The organism is Sulfitobacter geojensis (assembly GCF_000622325.1).
GTDB lineage: Bacteria > Pseudomonadota > Alphaproteobacteria > Rhodobacterales > Rhodobacteraceae > Sulfitobacter > Sulfitobacter geojensis.
Map to the genome: position 1 here is coordinate 1,922,779 of NZ_JASE01000005.1, position 19,409 is coordinate 1,942,187.

Sequence of the window (19,409 nt, forward strand, 5' to 3'; positions counted from 1 at the left end):
CCCTAGCGGGCGCGCAGCAGCGGCGACAGGCTGGTCGAGATCGCGAACAGCACTGCGGCGGCTGTGACAATGCTGGGACCGGTTGGCGTATCAAAGCGGAACGACGCCAGCAGACCCGCCCCAACGGCAACCGCACCCAGCATCATCGCACAAAGCGCCATCATTTCGGGCGTGCGCGCGAAGGGGCGGGCAGCGGCCGCAGGGATCACCAGCATGGCGGCGATTAACAGCGCCCCGACGACCTTAAGCGCCACCGCCACGGTAAGTGCCAAAGCCAGCGTCAGGATCAGCTGTTCACGGCGTGGTTTACCCCCCGATGCCGTGGCGAGGTCGGGGTTCAGGGTGGCGGTCAGCAACGCCTGCCAACGCCACAAAAGCAACAGCGCGACAAGGATGGCACCGCTCCAGATCAGGATGACATCGCGTTGGGTCACCGCCAGAATATCCCCGAACAGATAAGCCGAAAGATCGACCCGTTGTCCCGGCACCAAGGACACCGCGACCAGCCCAAGCGCCAGTCCGGCATGGGCCAGAACGCCAAGCAGGGCATCGGTGCTGATGTGACGTTCGGACAGGCTGCTGACGATCAGGGCCATGGCAAGGGCAACCACCAGCACGCCCGCAATCACCGGCAAATCCATTGCCAGCGCCAGCGCGACGCCCAGCAAGGAGGCATGGCTGGTGGCATCGCCGAAATAGGCCATGCGCCGCCAGATCACAAAGCACCCCAGAGGGGCGGCGGCAAGTGCGACACCAAGACCGGCAAGGGCCGCGCGTAAGATAAAATCGTCCATCAGTGTGTATGCTCGTGGCTGTGGTCATGATCGTGGTCGTGGTGATGCGCGTGATCGTGCTGGTGACGATACAGCGCCAGCGTGCCCTGTGTCCCGTCGCCAAACAACGCGCGGTATTCGGGTGCGTCCGCCACGGTTTCGGGGGTGCCTTCGCAACAGATATGACCGCTCAGGCACAGCACACGGTCCGACGCCGCCATCACCACATGCAAATCGTGGCTGACCATCAACACTGCAAGGTTCAGCTCGCGGCGGACCTGTTCGATCTGGCGATAGAATGCGGCGGCACCGGGTTGATCCAGCCCTTGTGTCGCCTCGTCCAGGATCAGGATATCGGGCCGGCCCAACAAGGCGCGCGCAAGCAAAACCCGCTGGAACTGACCGCCGGACAAGGCCGCCATCTGCGCGTCGCGCAACTCCGGCACACCGGCGCGGGACAGGGCGGCCATGATGTCATCGGATTTTTGCCGGTGGGGCAGGTTCAGAAACCTGTGCACGGTCAGCGGCAGGGTCGCATCGATGTGCAGTTTTTGCGGCACATAGCCGATGCGCAAACCGCGGGCCCGTGTGACACTGCCCGACACCGGTGCCAAAGCCCCGATCAACGCCCGCAGCAGACTGGATTTACCCGATCCGTTGGGGCCGACGATGGTGACAATCTCGCCCCGTTCAATCGAAAAGCTTACGTCGCGCAATACCGGCGTACCGCGATATCCAAGGGTCAGGTTTCGGGTCTCGATCAGGCTCATGCGGCAATATCCTGACAAGCGGGGCAAAGCCCTTCGGCTTCGACAACTGTGCGTTCGATCTGAAACCCTGCCGCAACGGCCGCGTCATCCAGCCGGCCCTTCGCGACGGCAGTGTCTGCTTCGGCCACGGATTTGCAGGCCCGACAAATCAGAAAGGCGGGCATTGTGCATTCCCCCAAATGCGCACAGGCAATATAGGCGTTAAGCGCCTCGATTTTATGAGCAAATCCGGCCTTCACCAAAAAGTCCAGCGCGCGGTAGGCGACGGGGGGTTGCGTGCCCATGCCTTCGGTCGCCAGCACAGCCAGCAAATCATAGGCCCCCAAAGCGCGGTGATCCGCCAACAGGATTTCCAGCGCGCGGCGGCGTACCGGCGTCAAACGCAGGCCCTTGTCGGCGCAGTGGCTGTCCGCCTTTTGCAACGTGTCCGCGACGCAGCTGTGATGGTCGTGCGGGGCAAAACCGATGGTGCTCATGTCCGTTCTCCTGATGTCGGGTATTGATATGTTATAACATACACGCTAGCAAGCCTTCAAATTTCATATGGAGATATCCCATGCGTCTACTCCCCTTTGCCTTGCTCTTTCTGCCTGCCATGGCGCGGGCCGAAGTGCCTGTTGTTGCTGTCGATATTGCGCCGGTACACAGCCTTATTGCCCGCGTGATGCAGGGGGTCGGCACGCCTGATCTGGTGATTCCCCCCGGTGCGTCGCCGCATGGTTACGCGATGCGCCCCTCCGAAGCGCGCAGCCTGAGCAAGGCAGATCTCGTGGTCTGGGTAGGAGCCGGATTGACACCGTGGCTGGCTGAACCGCTTGACGCTTTGGCACCGAATGCGCGCAAGCTGGCACTGATGGAAGCGGAAGGCGTGTCGTTGCTGGCGTTCCGCGAAGGGGTCGGTTTTGAAGGGGGGCATGATCACGATCACGCGGCCCATGACGATGAGCACCATGACGATGATGCGCATGATGGTCATGATCACGCAGCAGAAGGTCATGAGGAACACGCGCACAAGGATGACGGTCACGAAGGTCACGCGCATGATGGCGACCATGAGGGCCACGAAGATCACGCCGATCATGTGGGTCACGAAGATCACGATGGGCATGAAGATCACGACGATCACGATGGGCATGAAGATCACGACGATCATGAGGGGCACGAAAATCACGAAGATCATGCAGAACACGAAGATCACGAAGAGCATGATGGCCACGAGGGGCACGCCCACGGCGGTGGCGCAGAGGCTCGTGACCCACATATCTGGCTGGACCCTGAAAATGCCGCCGCCTCTCTTTCGGCAATTGCACAGGCGTTGGCCGATTTGGACCCCGAAAATGCGGCAATCTATCGCGAAAACGCCCAAGACGGGCGTGCGGAGATGGAGATTTTGAGCAAACAGATCGCGCAGCGCCTCCAAGGTGCCAAGGGCCGCTCCTTTATAGTGTTCCACGACGCGTTCCATTATTTCGAAGCGCGTTTCGACGTTGAGGCCGTCGCGGCGGTCAGTGCCGGTGATGCCGCTACGCCGGGGCCTGCGCGGGTGTCCGAGTTGCGCACAAAAATCGAAAGTGCCGCGCCGGTCTGCGCTTTTGCCGAGCCGCAGATGAACACATCGCTGTTGCAAACCGTGCTTGAGGGACAAAGCACAAAACTCGCGACGCTTGATCCCTTGGGGGTCTCCCTGCCTTTGGGACCCGACCTTTACCCGGATTTGATGTTGGTGCTTGGCGGGGCCATCGCTGATTGTCTCGCCCCCTAAGGTCGCGCACGATCATTTCCTATTCACAGCGCCTTTGCGGGCGCATTTTGCCCGCCCCGCGGCCGGGGCGGGCTTGGCTTAACCGCTAGCGGGCGAAGCCCCGCAGGTTGCATCCCATTTCAGCAATTGCGAACAATTTTATGTGTTGCGCCGCCAAAGGGGCGCGAACCGGTCAGCCGCCGCAAAACCCTGTGCCGCTTGCGCCCGCCTTTGTGAAAGCAGTGTTAACGAATTCCTAAATAAGCTCGGGTAAGGCAAATAGGGTGCAGGTAACGGTCCCCCATCGCGGTGCCCCCCCTTGAAGGTCCCTCTGCCCGCGACTAATCTGTTAGCAACGGTTCTGCGGGTATGGTCCCTCAGACGCAGATACAGGCAAGTACAGATGAATGATCCCTATGAAACCTACATGAACCTTGTCCCGATGGTCGTCGAACAGACGAGCCGCGGCGAACGGGCTTACGATATTTTCTCGCGTTTGTTGAAAGAACGGATCATTTTCATCAATGGCCCGATTCACAGCGGAATGAGCCATCTGATCGTGGCGCAGCTGCTGCATCTTGAGGCGGAAAACCCGTCCAAGGAAATCAGCATGTACATCAATTCACCGGGTGGCGAAGTATCTGCCGGCCTGTCGATCTATGACACGATGCAGTACATTCGCCCGAAAGTATCGACGCTGATCTGTGGCATGGCGGCATCCATGGGGTCGGTCATTGCAATCGGTGGTGAAAAGGGGATGCGTTTCGCACTGCCCAATGCCGAAGTGATGGTGCACCAGCCCTCCGGTGGGTCACAGGGTAAGGCGACAGATATTCTGATCTCCGCACGCCACATCGAACAGACGCGCGAACGGATGTACCAGCTCTATATGAAGCACTCCGGTCAGGACTATGAAACCGTTCAAAAAGCGCTGGATCGCGACCTGTGGATGACACCGGACGAAGCGCTGGCATGGGGCCATATCGACGAAATCGTCGCGAACCGCGGCAAGGAAGATGACGGCGACGCGCCCAAACCCAAGCCCAAGAAGGGCAAAGGCGACAAATAAGCCAGACCTTTAGGCGCTGCGATTTTGCGATTGTAGCGCCCAAGGCACTGGCATAGTGTTTGCGGCAAGGACCGCGCGTCGAGCGATGGCGCGCAAAATTCACGACAGACCTGAAAGGGCTGACATGGCGAATAATTCCAGCGGTGATAGCAAAAACACCCTCTACTGTAGCTTCTGCGGCAAGAGCCAGCATGAGGTGCGCAAGCTTATTGCGGGGCCAACGGTGTTCATCTGTGATGAATGCGTTGAATTGTGTATGGATATCATCCGCGAAGAGACCAAGGCATCCGGCCTGAAAGCCACCGATGGTGTGCCCACCCCCAAAGACATCTGCGAGGTTCTGGACGATTATGTGATCGGTCAGGCAACGGCCAAACGGGTTCTGTCGGTGGCGGTGCACAACCACTACAAACGTCTGAATCACGCCCAGAAGGGTGGCGATATCGAACTGGCGAAATCCAACATTCTGCTGATCGGTCCAACCGGTTGCGGTAAGACGCTGCTCGCGCAAACGCTGGCGCGGATTCTGGATGTGCCGTTTACTATGGCAGATGCGACCACACTGACCGAAGCCGGTTATGTGGGCGAAGATGTAGAGAACATCATTCTGAAGCTTTTGCAGGCCTCCGAATATAACGTCGAACGCGCACAGCGCGGCATTGTCTACATCGACGAAGTGGACAAGATCACGCGCAAATCCGAAAACCCCTCAATCACCCGCGACGTGTCGGGCGAGGGCGTGCAGCAGGCCTTGCTGAAGTTGATGGAAGGCACCGTTGCTTCTGTGCCGCCGCAGGGCGGGCGCAAACATCCGCAGCAGGAATTCCTGCAGGTCGACACCACGAACATCCTGTTCATCTGTGGTGGGGCTTTTGCCGGTCTGGACAAGATCATTGCCGCCCGCGGCAAGGGGTCGGCGATGGGTTTTGGCGCGGACGTCCGCGACAATGACGCCCGTGGCATCGGCGAGATTTTCACCGATCTTGAGCCCGAAGACCTGTTGAAATTCGGTTTGATCCCGGAATTCGTCGGTCGTCTGCCGGTTTTGGCAACGCTGGAAGATCTGGACGAGGACGCGCTGGTGACGATCCTGACGCAGCCCAAAAACGCTTTGGTCAAGCAGTATCAGCGCCTGTTCGAGCTGGAAGATACCCAGCTGAACTTTACCGATGATGCGCTGTCTGCCATCGCGAAACGGGCCATTGAACGCAAGACGGGCGCACGTGGATTGCGCTCCATTCTTGAGGATATCCTGCTGGATACGATGTTCGATCTGCCGGGACTGGATTCGGTCAACGAAGTCGTGGTGAACGAAGAGTCGGTGAATTCCGATGCCGCGCCTTTGATGATCCACGGTGAACCCGAAAAAGAGCCGGCGACCGCAGGCTAGGGTACCGTGATCTGCACTGTGCAGGTAAGTTTTAGAAAGGGCGTGTCTTCGGACGCGCCCTTTTGTTTTGCAGCGTTGAAATTGGCGCTGTTTTGATAGCGTAGGACACAAGGGACGTGATGATGAAACGAATACACTCAGGTGGGGAATTCGAAGCGAAGATCGGCTATTGCCGCGCGGTTGTCGCGGGCGGCTTTGTGCATGTGGCTGGCACCGTGGGGCAGGGGGACGATGTGGTCAGCCAATGCCGCCACGCGCTGGAAGTGATCGGCAAGGCGCTAGAGGAAGCAGGCGCGAGCTTTGCCGATGCGGTGCGCGTGACCTACATGTTGCCGGATCGGGCCGAATTTGAACCCTGCTGGCCCGTCTTATCAGAAGCTTTCGGGGCCAACCCGCCCGCGGCAACGATGATCGAATGCGGATTGATCGACCCGAAATACCGGATCGAAATAGAATTAACCGCGGTGCTGCCGGATTAAACGACCTCTTCGTACCGGTTGCCAAGCCGTTCCTGCACGTCTTTGGGATCAAGCGACACCCAAGGCGTGCCGCCTTTGGCGATGAAACCGGACTCTGCTAACGTGTTTTGTAACGCGGGCATGTCCAATTCGCCCATCCACATGCGCGGCTTCGCCGCCCCGCGTGGTTTCCACGAGCGCAGCAAATGAGTGATGCTCACGGGTGCGCGGCCGGTGAAGGCCTCCAGATGACGTTCCAGATTGCGGGTCGCACCGGAGGGGCGGCGCACGATCATCGCGATTTCTGTGGCGGGGTCGGCAACCATGGCCAACATATGCAAGGTGGATCCCTCGGCCGCGATGATCTGTTTGGCGGCTTTATAGGTCGCGATCTGGTGGTGAATATCGTATTTTTCAGGGTGATAAATCACGTAGCCTTCAGCGCTCAGATGCTCTTCCAGCTCTGCTTCGCCAATCAGGTTGCCCCGCCCGGATGGTAGTTTGCTGCGGCTCACATAGAGTTTTTCAGGTCCGTCCGCCTGAATGTCATTCGCAAAATTATTGGCAAAGGCGTCGCGGAAGGTTTGCGTGCCGGTGATCATCGGGCCCAGTCCAAACCCTTGTCCGGGCACAATCAACCGCTCGACCTGTTCTGCTTCGGGCACGCAAATCACTGGCACATCCGTGCCCATTAGGCCGATAAGATCCTTTTGAAATTGCAGCACTTCATCGCCGTTGCGCGGGCGTTTGGGCACAAACAGAATACCGTCGATCTTTTCATCAAGATGGGCCAGCGCCCAAAGCCGCGCTGTGCTTTCGACCAGAAAATGGCCGAAGTGCATCCATAAAACGCCGCCCCATAGCCACGTGCCTTTGCGGGTTTTCAATGTGCCGTCGGGCATATCAGGTGCGACGGTCAACGCCCGCCCGTTGCGCCACAGCGCCCCTTCGGCGTGGTATTTTCCGTCGGCGGTCAGCACACCGGCTTTTTGGACGAACTCCTGCTCAGAAGGGGGCACCAGAATCGCATTTTCCAACGTGGTGGTTTGCGCGGTCCAAGCGGCATCCGGCAATGGCCCTTGGAGTTTCGCGTCGCGCACACAGGTCCAGACCTGCCGCGTGCAATGGTCGGGCACTTTGGCAAAACCAGCGTGTTCGAGGATGGATTTGCATTCGCGCATCCCTTCGCGCCCGTATGCATCAGGGTGGAATTCGATGACAATGGCGCGGATGCCGTCAAGCGAGGCATGGCGCAGGAATTCAAGCTCGCCCCCTTCGATGTCCATCAACAGGACATCGGGCGCGAGGTCTTTGTGTACCTCTGCATAATCCGCGGTCGGCACGTCAACGCGGGTGGTCGCACGGCTGTCGGAATCAATCAGCGATGATCCAAGGTAGGAATTGCGAATGTGAAACGCCATCGTTTCGGGCGCATCCGGCGCGCTGACCAACACCTCGTTGCGCACCTCGATGGTTTTGGAGAGCCGGTTCAGCTTATAAAGGGCTGTGATGTGTTCGATGAGGTTTGGATTCGCCTCAAATGACACGACTCTGCTGGGTTTGCCGTTCTTGGCCACAATCGCCCCGACAAGGCCGATGCCCGATCCCATTTCCAGCACCTTGTCGCCCGCCTGCACCACTTGCAGCGCACCTGCGATTTCCTGTCCCTCATACCGCGCGGCATTGATCCGTTCGATCCGCACCGGCGTCAACATCGGGCTGTCCGGCACTTTGACCCCGTGGCATTCGGCCACATGTTTGGCAGTCGCCTTTTTTGCGAGCGCTGTTTCGGGTTTGGCGGTTTTGGCAGGCATTACGATTGTCTCCGTTTTGGGAACAATAGCTTTGCAGGCAATCAGGGCCAATGACTTTGGGAAATATGCAAAATTTGCGCACCTCACACGAGTCTTTGCCGCAACACTTGTACAGGTCTGCTGGACGCGGCGCGCGCACTGGTGCATAACCGGTTCAAGTTGAGCGCGGAGAGCATCATGGGCATTCTGAACACTATTTTCCGGGGACTGACGTGGTGGCACGGCAATACTCTGAACACACAGCTTTGGAGCTGGCGCAAAGGCGTAAAAGTGGGCGAAGACGAACAGGGCAACACCTATTTTCGTAACGCAGATAACACCCGCCGTTGGGTCATGTTCAACGGCGAGATGGAGGCAAGCCGCGTGTCACCGGATTGGCACGGCTGGCTGCATCATACGTGGGACGAACCACCTACAGACAAACCGATGGTGCATAAGACATGGGAAAAGCCGCATGTTGAAAACCTGACCGGTACCATGCAGGCCTATGCGCCGGCGGGGTCGTTGCGTCAGCTGTCGCCAAAGGACCGCTCAGACTACGAGGCATGGAGCCCCGAGTGATCACGCCGATGCGTTCCGTATCTGCCGCATTGGTCGCGCTTGCGTTGGCAACACCGCTTGCTGCGCAACAGGCAAGTAATGCGACGGGCGGCGTTTTACGCGCGCTGGACAAGACTTCTGGACAGACCACCGATTTTGAAATGCGTGCGGGTCAGGCATTTCGCATGGGGTCTTTGCAGATCGTCATGAAAGAATGCCGCTACCCTGCGGGAAATCCGTCTGGCAATGCCTATGCCGCGCTGGAGATTTCCGAGAACGGTAAAGAAGGTGTGTTGTTTTCCGGCTGGATGATTGCATCCGCCCCGGCATTGTCAGCGCTTGAGCATCAGCGCTATGATGTTTGGGTCATCCGTTGCACCACATCGTAAAGCTGTGAAACCCCCACCGATGTAAAATTTGCCTGCTGCGCAGTCGCGTGCTGCAGACGCGCATGATAGGCGCGGCGCGTGATTTCCTGCGCGCCCAAGGAGGCAAGGTGCGGCGTGAGGAATTGCGTATCAAACAACAGGAACCCCGCACGGTTCAGGTGGTCGACCAAAGCCGCCAAGGCCATTTTTGACGCATTGGTCCGGCGCGAGAACATGCTTTCACCAAAAAACGCAGCCCCCAAGGTAACACCGTAAACCCCGCCGACCAATGAATCACCTTCCCATAACTCGATAGAATGGGCTTTGCCCTTGGCGTGTAACGCACTGTAAAGCCCAGAAATTTCGGAATTGATCCAAGTGTCTGCGCGATCGGCGCACCCCGCAACCACGCCCGCGAAATCACTGTTGATCCGTACGTCGAACGTACTGCGGCGCATGGCACGGGCCAGCGAGCGCGAGATGTGAAAGCCATCAAGCGGCAAAACACCGCGCCGCTCGGGATCGACCCAGAAAATCTCTGGATCGTCGCGGTGCTCTGCCATCGGGAAAATCCCGACAGCATAGCCATGTAACAACAGGTCCGGCGTCAGGTTCGACATTGCCGATCAGGCATTGCCGAGATTGGTTTCAAGCCAGTGTTCCAGCCAGTGGATGTTGTAATCCCCCGAAAGGACATCGGGTTCGGCCAAAAGCGCGTGGAACAGCGGGACGGTGGTATCAACACCGTCGACGATCAATTCGCCCAAAGCCCGGTGCAAACGCGCCAACGCTTCGGGGCGGTCGCGGCCGTGCACAATCAGTTTCCCGATGAGGCTGTCGTAATAAGGCGGGATCGAATAGCCGTCATAGAGTGCCGAATCCATCCGCACGCCCAAACCACCCGGCGCATGATACTGCGTAATCCGGCCCGGACAGGGTGAGAAGTTGGGCAGCTTTTCCGCGTTGATGCGGACCTCGATGGAATGACCGTTGATCTGAAGGTCTTCTTGCTGGAAAGACATGTCCATGCCCGACGCCACACGAATTTGCTCGCGCACCAGATCAACGCCAAAGATCGCTTCGGTAACCGGATGTTCGACCTGCAAACGGGTGTTCATTTCGATGAAATAGAACTCGCCTTTCTCATAAAGAAACTCGATTGTGCCTGCGCCGATATAGTTGATGTCGGCCATCGCATCCGCACAAACCTTGCCGATGCGCGCGCGTTCTTCGGGTGAAATCGCGGGGCCGGGGGCTTCCTCGAACACCTTTTGGTGGCGGCGTTGCAGTGAACAGTCGCGTTCACCCAGATGAACCGCGCGGCCTTTGCCATCGCCGAACACCTGAATTTCGATGTGGCGCGGCGTGGTCAGGTATTTTTCGATATAGACTTCGTCATTGCCGAAGTTCGATTTACCTTCGGCACGTGCCGTCTGGAACGCGCGTTCCATGTCATTCGCGGTTTCGGCGACTTTCATGCCCTTACCACCACCGCCAGCTGTGGCTTTGATGATCACCGGATAGCCCATTTCGGCACCCAGTGCTTTGGCTTCTTCCAGTGTCGCGACGCCGCCCGCAGATCCGGGTACACAGGGCACACCCAGCTTTTTCATGGTATCCTTGGCGGTGATCTTGTCGCCCATCACACGGATATGTTCAGCGGTGGGGCCGATAAACGTCAGCCCGTGATCCTGCACGATTTGAACGAAGTTCGCGTTTTCGGACAGGAAGCCATAACCGGGGTGGATCGCCTCGGCGCCGGTGATTTCGCAGGCTGCGATGATCGCGGGGATCGACAGATAGGACTGCATCGAAGAAGGCGGGCCCACGCATACCGATTCATCCGCCATGCGCACATGCATCGCGTCGCTGTCGGCAGTGGAATGCACCGCGACAGTCCCGATACCCATCTCGCGGGCGGCGCGGATCACACGCAGGGCAATCTCACCCCGATTGGCGATAAGGATTTTGTTAAACATTTGCGACCACCCTATTCGATGATGACCAGCGGTGCGCCAAACTCAACCGCATCGCCGTCGCCGACCAGAATCCGCTTGACCGTGCCAGAGCGGGGGGCGGGGATGTGGTTCATGGTTTTCATGGCTTCAACGATCAACAGCGTGTCGCCTTCGCTGATCGCGGCACCAACAGAAATAAAGGCAGGTGCGCCCGGTTCGGCCTGCATATAAACCGTGCCAACCATCGGCGACGTCACCGCACCGGGGTGGCTGGCGGGATCTGTTGCGTCCTCTGCGGCCGTGGGGGCCGCGAGCGCTGGCGCGGCGGCTGAAGCGGTAACAGCCTGTGGCGCGGCAGCAGCCTGCACCTGCGGTGCGGCCATGATTTGCTGTGGCGGTTTACGGCTCACGCGCACATTCAGGCTGTCGTCTTCGGCATAGTCGCGCTTGACCTGCAATTCGGTCAGGTCGTTTTCATTCAACAACTCGGCGAGCGCCCGGATGAAAGCCACATCCGCGTCATGGGTATTTTTAGTCATATTATCCTCGACTTGTCCCTTGTCCGGCGGCATTTCGCGCCGTGACGTCAGAGTAGCTTATAGGCCAATGTGTTCTGCGTGAAAACCCGCCAGTTGTGTGTCCAATGGTTGGCATGCATGTTGCGCATGCAAGGAGAAAACGAATGAATCTTTCCCATTGGCTGATCAGCGCCGCTGAACGCACCCCCACCGCGCCTGCGCTGTTTACAGGGACGCAGATGGTCGCGGATTACGCCGGATTTGCCGATCAGGCGCAAAAAGTGGCGGGATGGTTGGCCGCGCAGGGGGTGGCACCCGGTGACCGCGTGGCGATTTTCATGAAAAACATGACCGAATTTCTGGTAGTGCTCTATGGCATCTGGAGTGCGGGGGCGGCGGCAGTACCGATCAACGCAAAGCTGCACGGGCGCGAGGCCGCATTTATCGTGCAGGACGCTGACGCAAAGCTGGTGTTCGCGAGCGGTGTACAGGCTGCGACCCTGCGCACCCACGCGCCGCAGGCCCGCGTGCTTGATGTGGCGGCGGATGTGTTTCGTGACGCGGTTCTGACGGCGCCTGCACAAACCGGTATCGTGTCGCGCGGGGCCGATGATATGGCGTGGCTGTTTTATACCTCTGGCACCACAGGACAGCCCAAGGGCGTGATCATCACACACGGCATGCTGGCGTCGATGACACAGAGCTATGAGGCGGATGTGGATCAGGTCAGCGCGACCGATACGGCGCTTTACGCAGCGCCGCTCAGCCATGGGGCCGGGCTTTATGCGGTGATGCATGTGCAGGCGGGCGCGCGTCATGTCTGCCCTGCCTCCGGTGGTTTCGAGCCGGAGGAGATTCTGGAGTTGGCCGCGCATTTCGGATCGGTGCATATGTTCGCGGCACCCACAATGGTGAAGCGCCTGACGCAACGGGCCACGGAGATTGGCGCGCGGGGCACGGGGCTGCGCACTGTCGTTTATGCCGGCGGACCGATGTATCTTGCTGATATCATTGAAGCATCCGAATGGTTCGGCCCCGTGTTCGTACAAATCTACGGGCAGGGCGAATGCCCGATGGGGATCACAGCATTATCGCGCGACGATGTCATGGACCGCGACCACCCCGAATGGCGCAGCCGGCTGGGCTCTGTCGGGCGGGCGCAAACAGGGATGGAGGTCCAGATTTGTGATCCCACCGGCGCGCCGGTCCCAACAGGCACGGAAGGCGAAATCATGGTGCGCGGGGCGACAGTGATGGCAGGGTACTGGCGCAATCCGGCTGCCACGGCGGCGGCGCTGCACGATGGCTGGCTTTTGACGGGGGATGTGGGCGTGCTGGACGCTGCGGGCTATCTGACGCTGCGCGACCGCAGCAAGGATGTGATCATCACGGGCGGTTCAAACGTTTATCCGCGTGAGGTCGAAGAGGTTTTGTTGATGCACGAACAGTTGCGCGAGGTTTCGGTTGTGGGGCAGGCGCAGGGCGAATGGGGCGAAGAGGTCGTCGCGTTTATCGTCGGCGACGCGGCAGAGGCGGAGCTGGATGCGCTTTGTCTTGATCATATCGCGCGGTTCAAACGGCCAAAGCGGTATATCAGGCTGGATGAGCTGCCCAAGAACAACTACGGCAAGGTTCTGAAAACCGAACTGCGCGATTTGCTTGCGCAGCGGTAAATGTTTCGTTGACGTCAAGGGGGCGGTTTAATGTCGTCTTTCGACAAATGGGGCAAACTCCTTAGAGCTTTGGAGACTACCGCGTTTTAAACGCCTTGAGTATGGCGATGCCAAGGGCGATAAATATGGCTGACATCCCGAAAAGCATATTGCTTAAGAAAGCCTGGCCTTTACGTATTTCGGCGGTGCTGATGACGCCGGTTTCGGCACGGTACAGTCCGGTTACGCGGTCACCCACATCATATAAGGGCGAAAGCCGCCAACTTTGACTTTCATAAACGACCACTTCGCCTGACGGGGCCGTTGTACGAAAAACGGGGCGGTATTGCAGACGTCGACGGGCCGAAACTGTTTTATTCTTGCGCTTGCCTTGTGTGCGGGAATCGATACGGATAACTTCGGCAGGAAGTGCAATGCTGTCGGCTAATGCGCGGGCCTGGTAGGACTTTATCGCAAACACGATGACCAGCAATATAACGCCGCTTATCAAAAATGTGATCGCAGCATATCGCGGAATTTTTTTCGGATCGACAAACCCGAAGGTCGTTCGCTTCATCACCTTATTTACCCCTCACAGTAATCACATTCCCGCGGGGGTTTAGACCCTGCTCGTCGCTGATAGCGGGTTTTATACTGTAATTCATGCGCGAAGTTGGGTTTTTTGATCATACAGATCAAAAGCGCAAGTGTAGCAGAAACGCTGGTTCGCAACAGGCAAGTAGAGAGTGGCCAAGAGAGCGGGCCGACGGATTATCAGTAGATTTTGCCTATCCGGAAAACCGAATTCGGAATTTACCTGCGGCGGGGAGCAGCCAAGCTGGCCGCTGCGGCCTTTCCAATGGGGAACGCCGCAAGCACCTGTTGCGCATTTGAGAGATATTTAGAAATCCAAGCCCGCCCGCCAAACCGTTGCGCTTAGATCGCGAGGTATTCCGCGCGCAGCTCGGCATCGTCGAGCACTTCTTGGGCAGTGCCGTCAAAGACGATCCCGCCGGTGTCCAAAATCACCGCACGGTCGGCCAGTTTCAGCGCCCGCACCGCATTCTGTTCCACCAGAATCGTTGTGATGCCCTGTTCCTTGATGATGCCCAGCGTCTTTTCGATTTCATCGACGATGACCGGTGCCAGACCTTCGTAAGGTTCGTCCAGCAACAACACCTTGATGTCGCGCGCCAGGGCGCGGGCGATCGCCAACATCTGCTGCTCGCCGCCCGACAAGGTGATGCCGTCCTGGGATTTGCGCTCGCCCAGACGTGGGAACAGATCGTAGATGCGTTCCAGTGACCAGCCGATAGGGGGGGCGATTTGTGCCAGCTTCAGGTTTTCCTCAACCGTCAAGCCGGGGATGATGGAACGGTCCTCGGGGACCAATCCCAGTCCTGCCTGAGACGCCTCGAACGACTGCATGTTGTGCAGGGCCTGATGGTCGAGCCAGATTTCACCCTTGTGCACTTCGGGCGAGGACATCCGCGCCATCGCCCGCAAGGTCGAGGTCTTGCCCGCCCCGTTGCGCCCCAAGAGTGCAAGGATCTCGCCCTCATGCACGTTAAAGCTGATGCCCTGTACGATGTAGCTTTCACCGTAATAGGCCTCAAGGTTCCAGACCGACAGAAAGGCGGGGGCCGTGGCCGCATGGTTGGCGTTTTTCTCACGCGTTTGGGTGGTCATTGTCTTGATCCTTTTTGACGGCGGGGTGGGGCAATGCCCACCTTACGGGGCCACAGAGGGGTAGGGGGAACGAGGGCAGAACGCCCCCAGATGTTAAGCGGCTTCCTGCACTTCGCCCAGATAGGCTTCGCGTACTTTGGGATGGCCCTTGATCTTGTCCGGCGTGTCTTCGACCAGCGGTGTGCCTTGCGCCAGAACGGTGATCCGGTCGGCGAGTGAAAAGACCACATGCATGTCATGTTCGATGATCGCGATGGTGATGTCGCGTTCTTCCTTGATCTGTTTCAACAGGTCGATGGTGTTGTTGGTATCGGCCCGCGCCATACCGGCGGTGGGTTCATCCAACAGCAACAGGCGCGGGTCCTGTGCCAGACACATGGCGATTTCAAGCCGGCGTTTGTCACCGCGCGACATGGAGGAGGCCATCATCTCGCGTTTGTCGATCAGTTTCATATCCACCAGCATTTCTTCGGCCTTGGCGATGATGTCGCGTTCCTGTCCGATGCTTTCCAGCGCGTGCATGCGGAACGCGCCGTCGCGTTTGGCGAAACAGGGGATCATCATGTTTTCCATGACGTTCAGATCGCCAAAGATTTCCGGCGTCTGGAACACCCGTGAGATGCCCATCTGGTTGATCTCATAGGGTTTGCGTCCCAGCACGGATTGCCCGTCAAACATCACCGATCCGGTGTCGGGGATCAGCTTGCCCACCAGACAGTTCAGCAGGGTGGATTTGCCCGCGCCGTTGGGCCCGATGATCGCGTGGCAGGATTTTTCCGCGATGTTGAGGTTCACGTCGCCAAGCGCCTGAAGGCCGCCAAACCGCTTGCCCACATTTTTAACTTCAAGAATAGCCATGATGTCTTTCCTTATTCTGCGGGGGTTTTGGTGGCGTCAGTGGTATCGTCCGAGGCGTTCTTGCCGCGGAACAATTTGGCGATGCGTTGGCCGCCTTCGACCAGACCACCGGGCAGGAAGATCACAACCAGCATGAACAACAGGCCCAGCGTCAGGTGCCAGCCTTTGCCCACAAAGGGATAGACCAGCGCGATCATCACATCCTCGATGCCGTCGGGCATAAAGGCAAACCACTGTTCCAGAACCGATTTGTTGATCTTGGATACGATGTTTTCCATATATTTGATGAAACCGGCCCCAAGGACAGGCCCGATCAACGTGCCGGCACCGCCAAGGATGGTCATCAGAACAACTTCGCCCGATGCAGTCCAGAACATGCGTTCCGCGCCCACCTGCGTGTCCATCGCCACCAGCAAGCCACCTGCCAGACCGGCATACATGCCAGAGATCACGAAGGCCGCCAATGTATAAGGTTTGGTGTTCAGACCGGTATAGTTCATCCGCTGCTGGTTCGATTTAACCGCCCGCAGCATCATGCCGAAGGGCGAACGGAAGATGCGGATCGACAGGTAGAAGGCAATCAGCATGACAATGGCCGCGATGTAATAGCCGGCGTTAAAAGTGAACACCCAATTGCCCATGGACAGTTCGAACCCGTCGTTCATTTCCAGACCGAACAGGTTGGCACGGGGCGATTTGCCCGCTTCCAGGGCGCCGTCAAGGATACGCGGGTCGTCATATTTCGGCTGCAAGCCGGTTTCACCGCCCGTAATCGGGGTCAGCACCGAATAGGCCAGCGCATAGGACATCTGCGCAAAGGCCAGTGTCAGAATGGAAAAGTAGATGCCCGAGCGGCGCAGTGAAATCCAGCCGACCAGCAGCGAGAAAACACCGGCAATCAGGATCGAAACGATGATGGCAGGCACCACATTCATGGTCAGCAGCTTCATCATCCAGATGGCGGCATAAGATCCCACACCCAGAAAGGCAGCATGACCAAAGCTGAGATAGCCGGTGAGGCCGAAAAGAATGTTGAACCCGATGGCGAAGATGCCAAAAATCACGAGGCGTTGCATCAGGTCGGGATAGCCCGCGTTGAACTGTGCCATCGCAGACCCTTCTGGAAAGGGGTTCAGGATGAAGGGGGCGGCGAGGGCAAGGAAAGCCACCACCAGCAGGAGGCCTGCGTCTTTTTTATTAAGTCCGAACATGTTCTTATTCCTCCATCACGCCTTTGCGCCCCATCAGGCCGCGTGGCCGGGTCAGCAAAATGATGATTGCGACAAGGTAGATGATGATCTGGTTGATGCCCGGAATGAATTCCAGCACCGCCGCCATCGAAGCAAAGCTTTCAAGGATGCCCAAAAGGAAACCCGCCAGCACCGCACCGGGCAGGGAGCCCATGCCGCCGACAACCACAACCACGAAGCTGAGCACCAGAAAATCCATACCCATGTGATAGTTGGGCGAATTGATCGGCGCGTACATCACGCCGGCAAGCCCCGCCACCGCGGCAGCAATGCCGAACATGATGGTAAAGCGCTTGTCGATATTGATGCCCAAAAGCCCGACCGTTTCACGATCCGCCATGCCGGCGCGCACAACCATCCCGAAGGTGGTGAATTGCAAAAAGGCAAAGACTGCGCCGATGATCACGGCCGAGAAAGCGAAATAGACCAGGCGCCAGTAGGGGTAGATGATCGTGTTGGCGTCGAAACCCATCATCGCGCCGAAATCAAACGATCCGGCAAAGGCCGCAGGCGCGGGCGTTGGAATGGGGTTGGCACCGTAGAAATACTTGATCACTTCCTGCAACACGATTGCCAGACCGAAGGTCACAAGGATCTGGTCGGCGTGGGGACGTTTGTAGAAGTGTTTGATCAACCCGCGCTCCATGATGAAGCCAATGGCGATCATCACGGGAATGGTGAACAGGATCGACAAGGGCACGGCCCAGTCGATAATAGCATCCCCCGTCGCTACACCGAAAATGTCATGGATATAGGGCACCTCGACTTTCAGCGGATTGCCAAGAAAGTCCTTTTGCGTTTCGTCGATAATCGTATGGCTGAACGACAGCATTTTGCTGAAGGTCACCGCGCAGAAAGCACCGATCATAAACAGCGCGCCGTGGGCGAAATTCACCACACCCAGCGTGCCGAAGATCAACGTCAGACCCAAAGCGATCAGCGCATAGGCAGATCCTTTGTCCAGACCGTTGAGAATTTGCAGGATAATTGCGTCCATGGTGCCCCACCTCCAAGCGCGGTCAGCCCATATGGGCCAAGGTCAGGGCGAAGAATATCCTCGCCCTGAAAGTTCAGTAATGTAAGCTAGTTAGATCGTTTGGTGTCGCTTATGCGCCCGGGTTACAGGAGCCCAAAGAACCACCGGCCATCTGTGGGTGATCGGGGTCGTACGTCACCTGCTCAACAGGTGTGACTTCCACGATTTCCAGAAGGTCGAATTCGGAGGTCGGGTTCTCCTTACCCTTCACAACCAACACGTCCTTAAAGCACTGGTGATCGTCGCCGCGGTACAGCGTCTTGCCGTTGCCCATGCCGTCGAATTCAAAGTCTTCCAGCGCTTCGACAACCGCACATGGGTTGAAGGACCCAGCACGTTCAACCGCATCTGCATAAAGCAGCGCCTGAACATAACATGTGTGCGCAGCCTGTGAGGGCGGGAAGCCATATTTGGTGCCGAAGGATTTAACGAAGGCTTTGGAGCCTTCGTCGGTCAGGGACCAGTGCCAGTTTGTAGAACCGAAGATGCCCTTAACGTTGGCACCCGCACCCTTCGCCATCAGGCGGGAGTAAAGCGGAACAACGATTTCGAAGTTCTTGTCGTTCACAAGCTTGTCGCGCAGACCGAACTGAACCGCGTTGGTCAGCGAGTTGACCATGTTCCCGCCGTAGTGGTTCAGAACCAGAACGTCGGCACCGGACTGCAGAACAGGCGCGATATAAGCAGAGAAGTCGGTTTGTGTCAGCGGTGTCTTAACAGCCGCAACAGTTTCCCAACCCATGGCTTCGGTAGAAGAACGCACGGCTTCTTCTGTGGTGTAACCCCAGTTATAGTCGGCGGTCAGGTGATATGCCTTGCGGTCTTTGCCGTAGTTGGCGGCCAGAACAGGCGCGAGGGCGGCACCGGACATGTATGAGTTAAAGAAGTGGCGGAAACCGTTGGCCCGCTTGTCTTTGCCCGTGGTGTCGTTGGAGTGGGTCAGACCCGCCATAAAGATAACGCCGGCCTCTTGGCACAGCGCCTGAACAGCAACGGCCACACCGGAAGAGGATCCGCCGGTTACCATCACGGCACCGTCTTTTTCGATCATCGACTTGGCAGAAGCGCGCGCAGCGTCTGATTTGGTTTGCGTGTCGCCTGTGACGTACTCGACCTTCTTGCCGAGGATCCCGTTACCCTGCAACGCTTTGGAGCTGAAGGTGTTCATCAGGCCGCCGTCGCCGCCACCGTTCAGGTGCTCGACTGCCAGCTCGTAGGCGCGCAATTCGTCGGCACCCTCGTCTGCGTAGGGGCCGGATTGTGGGACGTTAAAGCCCAGCGTGACCGTGCTGCCTTGCGGCGCGTTGGTGAAACCGGCATGGCCGTCGGCACGCAGATAGGTGGGCAGCGCCAGACCGGCGCTTGCGACAGCACCCGTTTTAATCAGACCACGACGTGTGGGGTTCGAAAATGACATGAATTCCTCCCGGATTTGTAAATCGCCTGTCCCTTGCTCCCGGACAGTGCGGCACAATTGTGCAAAGGCACTATCGCCGAATGTGGGAAAACGGATCAATAAGCCCCT

General features: G+C 58.1%; 20 protein-coding genes. 7 read left to right on the forward strand and 13 right to left on the reverse strand.

Annotated elements, in window-relative coordinates; translation table 11 throughout:
- Nucleotides 1–2: 2 nt before the first annotated feature.
- Genes Z947_RS0111315 through Z947_RS0111325 form a run of 3 tightly spaced genes read right to left on the reverse strand, consistent with a single transcriptional unit; the run spans nt 3 to nt 2,019 of the window.
- Entirely contained in the window at nt 3–797 is a 795-nt protein-coding gene (locus tag Z947_RS0111315; protein ID WP_025044420.1) for a metal ABC transporter permease, read from the reverse strand.
- On the reverse strand, nt 794–1,543 hold the full coding sequence (locus Z947_RS0111320) for an ATP-binding cassette domain-containing protein (protein WP_025044421.1): 750 nt from the start codon (nt 1,541–1,543) through the stop codon (nt 794–796). Before Z947_RS0111320 ends, Z947_RS0111315 begins: the two co-directional genes overlap by 4 nt.
- On the reverse strand, nt 1,540–2,019 hold the full coding sequence (locus tag Z947_RS0111325; RefSeq protein ID WP_025044422.1) for a helix-turn-helix domain-containing protein: 480 nt from the start codon (nt 2,017–2,019) through the stop codon (nt 1,540–1,542). Before Z947_RS0111325 ends, Z947_RS0111320 begins: the two co-directional genes overlap by 4 nt.
- Nucleotides 2,020–2,099: 80 nt before the next feature.
- Between Z947_RS0111325 and Z947_RS0111330 the strand changes: the two genes are divergently transcribed.
- From Z947_RS0111330 to Z947_RS0111345, 4 genes are all read left to right on the forward strand, one after another.
- The gene (locus tag Z947_RS0111330) at nt 2,100–3,305 is read left to right on the forward strand and encodes a zinc ABC transporter substrate-binding protein (RefSeq protein ID WP_025044423.1); all 1,206 of its coding nucleotides are present in this window, start codon (nt 2,100–2,102) and stop codon (nt 3,303–3,305) included.
- Nucleotides 3,306–3,687: 382 nt separating this feature from the next.
- Nucleotides 3,688–4,353 carry an ATP-dependent Clp protease proteolytic subunit gene (locus Z947_RS0111335; protein WP_025044424.1) on the forward strand — a complete coding sequence of 222 codons (666 nt, stop codon included), beginning with the start codon at nt 3,688–3,690 and terminating at the stop codon, nt 4,351–4,353.
- A gap of 124 nt (nt 4,354–4,477) precedes the next feature.
- Complete coding sequence (gene clpX, locus Z947_RS0111340; RefSeq protein ID WP_025044425.1) at nt 4,478–5,743, forward strand: ATP-dependent Clp protease ATP-binding subunit ClpX; 1,266 nt, start codon at nt 4,478–4,480, stop codon at nt 5,741–5,743.
- Nucleotides 5,744–5,862: 119 nt separating this feature from the next.
- Nucleotides 5,863–6,222, forward strand: a complete 360-nt coding sequence (locus Z947_RS0111345) for a RidA family protein (protein ID WP_025044426.1) — start codon at nt 5,863–5,865, stop codon at nt 6,220–6,222.
- On the opposite strand, the gene Z947_RS21035 is transcribed toward Z947_RS0111345, so the two are convergent.
- Nucleotides 6,219–8,015, reverse strand: coding sequence for an FkbM family methyltransferase (locus tag Z947_RS21035; RefSeq protein ID WP_081781142.1), 1,797 nt, complete (start codon nt 8,013–8,015; stop codon nt 6,219–6,221). The two genes, Z947_RS0111345 and Z947_RS21035, sit on opposite strands and share 4 nt — an antisense overlap.
- Nucleotides 8,016–8,192: 177 nt before the next feature.
- Between Z947_RS21035 and Z947_RS0111360 the strand changes: the two genes are divergently transcribed.
- Nucleotides 8,193–8,576 (forward strand): NADH:ubiquinone oxidoreductase subunit NDUFA12, encoded by a 384-nt coding sequence (locus Z947_RS0111360; RefSeq protein WP_025044427.1) that lies wholly within the window; start codon nt 8,193–8,195, stop codon nt 8,574–8,576.
- The gene (locus Z947_RS0111365) at nt 8,573–8,944 is read left to right on the forward strand and encodes a DUF2155 domain-containing protein (protein ID WP_338057823.1); all 372 of its coding nucleotides are present in this window, start codon (nt 8,573–8,575) and stop codon (nt 8,942–8,944) included. The genes Z947_RS0111360 and Z947_RS0111365 overlap by 4 nt, the downstream gene beginning before the upstream one ends.
- Here the strand turns inward: Z947_RS0111365 and aat are convergent.
- Genes aat through accB form a run of 3 tightly spaced genes read right to left on the reverse strand, consistent with a single transcriptional unit; the run spans nt 8,908 to nt 11,420 of the window.
- Nucleotides 8,908–9,543: a leucyl/phenylalanyl-tRNA--protein transferase gene (gene aat, locus Z947_RS0111370; RefSeq protein ID WP_025044429.1), complete on the reverse strand. Its 636-nt coding sequence runs from the start codon at nt 9,541–9,543 to the stop codon at nt 8,908–8,910. The two genes, Z947_RS0111365 and aat, sit on opposite strands and share 37 nt — an antisense overlap.
- Before the next feature lie 6 nt (nt 9,544–9,549).
- The gene (gene accC, locus Z947_RS0111375) at nt 9,550–10,902 is read right to left on the reverse strand and encodes an acetyl-CoA carboxylase biotin carboxylase subunit (RefSeq protein ID WP_025044430.1); all 1,353 of its coding nucleotides are present in this window, start codon (nt 10,900–10,902) and stop codon (nt 9,550–9,552) included.
- Nucleotides 10,903–10,913: 11 nt separating this feature from the next.
- The gene (gene accB, locus Z947_RS0111380; RefSeq protein WP_025044431.1) at nt 10,914–11,420 is read right to left on the reverse strand and encodes an acetyl-CoA carboxylase biotin carboxyl carrier protein; all 507 of its coding nucleotides are present in this window, start codon (nt 11,418–11,420) and stop codon (nt 10,914–10,916) included.
- 143 nt (nt 11,421–11,563) lie between these two features.
- Here accB and Z947_RS0111385 point away from each other — a divergent pair, with 143 nt between their 5' ends.
- Nucleotides 11,564–13,072 (forward strand): AMP-binding protein, encoded by a 1,509-nt coding sequence (locus tag Z947_RS0111385; RefSeq protein ID WP_025044432.1) that lies wholly within the window; start codon nt 11,564–11,566, stop codon nt 13,070–13,072.
- Nucleotides 13,073–13,148: 76 nt separating this feature from the next.
- Here Z947_RS0111385 and Z947_RS0111390 read toward each other — a convergent pair whose 3' ends face one another.
- The 6 genes from Z947_RS0111390 to Z947_RS0111415 form a co-directional block, all read right to left on the reverse strand.
- Nucleotides 13,149–13,628, reverse strand: a complete 480-nt coding sequence (locus Z947_RS0111390; protein WP_025044433.1) for a DUF3592 domain-containing protein — start codon at nt 13,626–13,628, stop codon at nt 13,149–13,151.
- A gap of 359 nt (nt 13,629–13,987) precedes the next feature.
- Nucleotides 13,988–14,740, reverse strand: a complete 753-nt coding sequence (locus tag Z947_RS0111395) for an ABC transporter ATP-binding protein (RefSeq protein WP_025044434.1) — start codon at nt 14,738–14,740, stop codon at nt 13,988–13,990.
- A 93-nt stretch (nt 14,741–14,833) separates the two neighbouring features.
- Complete coding sequence (locus Z947_RS0111400) at nt 14,834–15,598, reverse strand: ABC transporter ATP-binding protein (RefSeq protein ID WP_025044435.1); 765 nt, start codon at nt 15,596–15,598, stop codon at nt 14,834–14,836.
- 11 nt (nt 15,599–15,609) lie between these two features.
- On the reverse strand, nt 15,610–16,809 hold the full coding sequence (locus Z947_RS0111405; protein ID WP_025044436.1) for a branched-chain amino acid ABC transporter permease: 1,200 nt from the start codon (nt 16,807–16,809) through the stop codon (nt 15,610–15,612).
- Nucleotides 16,810–16,813: 4 nt separating this feature from the next.
- Nucleotides 16,814–17,845, reverse strand: a complete 1,032-nt coding sequence (locus tag Z947_RS0111410) for a branched-chain amino acid ABC transporter permease (RefSeq protein ID WP_025044437.1) — start codon at nt 17,843–17,845, stop codon at nt 16,814–16,816.
- Between the two features lie 109 nt (nt 17,846–17,954).
- A complete protein-coding gene (locus Z947_RS0111415) occupies nt 17,955–19,301 on the reverse strand; it encodes a substrate-binding protein (RefSeq protein WP_025044438.1) in 1,347 nt (448 codons plus the stop codon).
- Nucleotides 19,302–19,409: the final 108 nt, after the last annotated feature.

Coding starts and splice junctions, on each gene's coding strand:
- aat (WP_025044429.1), bottom strand. CDS start 9,543: ATGTCGAACCTGACGCCGGACCTGTTGTTACATGGCTATGCTGTCGGG.
- Z947_RS0111390 (WP_025044433.1), bottom strand. CDS start 13,628: ATGAAGCGAACGACCTTCGGGTTTGTCGATCCGAAAAAAATTCCGCGA.
- Z947_RS0111400 (WP_025044435.1), bottom strand. CDS start 15,598: ATGGCTATTCTTGAAGTTAAAAATGTGGGCAAGCGGTTTGGCGGCCTT.
- Z947_RS0111335 (WP_025044424.1), top strand. CDS start 3,688: ATGAATGATCCCTATGAAACCTACATGAACCTTGTCCCGATGGTCGTC.
- clpX (WP_025044425.1), top strand. CDS start 4,478: ATGGCGAATAATTCCAGCGGTGATAGCAAAAACACCCTCTACTGTAGC.
- Z947_RS21035 (WP_081781142.1), bottom strand. CDS start 8,015: ATGCCTGCCAAAACCGCCAAACCCGAAACAGCGCTCGCAAAAAAGGCG.
- Z947_RS0111330 (WP_025044423.1), top strand. CDS start 2,100: ATGCGTCTACTCCCCTTTGCCTTGCTCTTTCTGCCTGCCATGGCGCGG.
- accC (WP_025044430.1), bottom strand. CDS start 10,902: ATGTTTAACAAAATCCTTATCGCCAATCGGGGTGAGATTGCCCTGCGT.
- Z947_RS0111385 (WP_025044432.1), top strand. CDS start 11,564: ATGAATCTTTCCCATTGGCTGATCAGCGCCGCTGAACGCACCCCCACC.
- Z947_RS0111325 (WP_025044422.1), bottom strand. CDS start 2,019: ATGAGCACCATCGGTTTTGCCCCGCACGACCATCACAGCTGCGTCGCG.
- Z947_RS0111345 (WP_025044426.1), top strand. CDS start 5,863: ATGATGAAACGAATACACTCAGGTGGGGAATTCGAAGCGAAGATCGGC.
- Z947_RS0111405 (WP_025044436.1), bottom strand. CDS start 16,809: ATGTTCGGACTTAATAAAAAAGACGCAGGCCTCCTGCTGGTGGTGGCT.
- Z947_RS0111410 (WP_025044437.1), bottom strand. CDS start 17,845: ATGGACGCAATTATCCTGCAAATTCTCAACGGTCTGGACAAAGGATCT.
- Z947_RS0111360 (WP_025044427.1), top strand. CDS start 8,193: ATGGGCATTCTGAACACTATTTTCCGGGGACTGACGTGGTGGCACGGC.
- Z947_RS0111320 (WP_025044421.1), bottom strand. CDS start 1,543: ATGAGCCTGATCGAGACCCGAAACCTGACCCTTGGATATCGCGGTACG.
- accB (WP_025044431.1), bottom strand. CDS start 11,420: ATGACTAAAAATACCCATGACGCGGATGTGGCTTTCATCCGGGCGCTC.
- Z947_RS0111395 (WP_025044434.1), bottom strand. CDS start 14,740: ATGACCACCCAAACGCGTGAGAAAAACGCCAACCATGCGGCCACGGCC.
- Z947_RS0111415 (WP_025044438.1), bottom strand. CDS start 19,301: ATGTCATTTTCGAACCCCACACGTCGTGGTCTGATTAAAACGGGTGCT.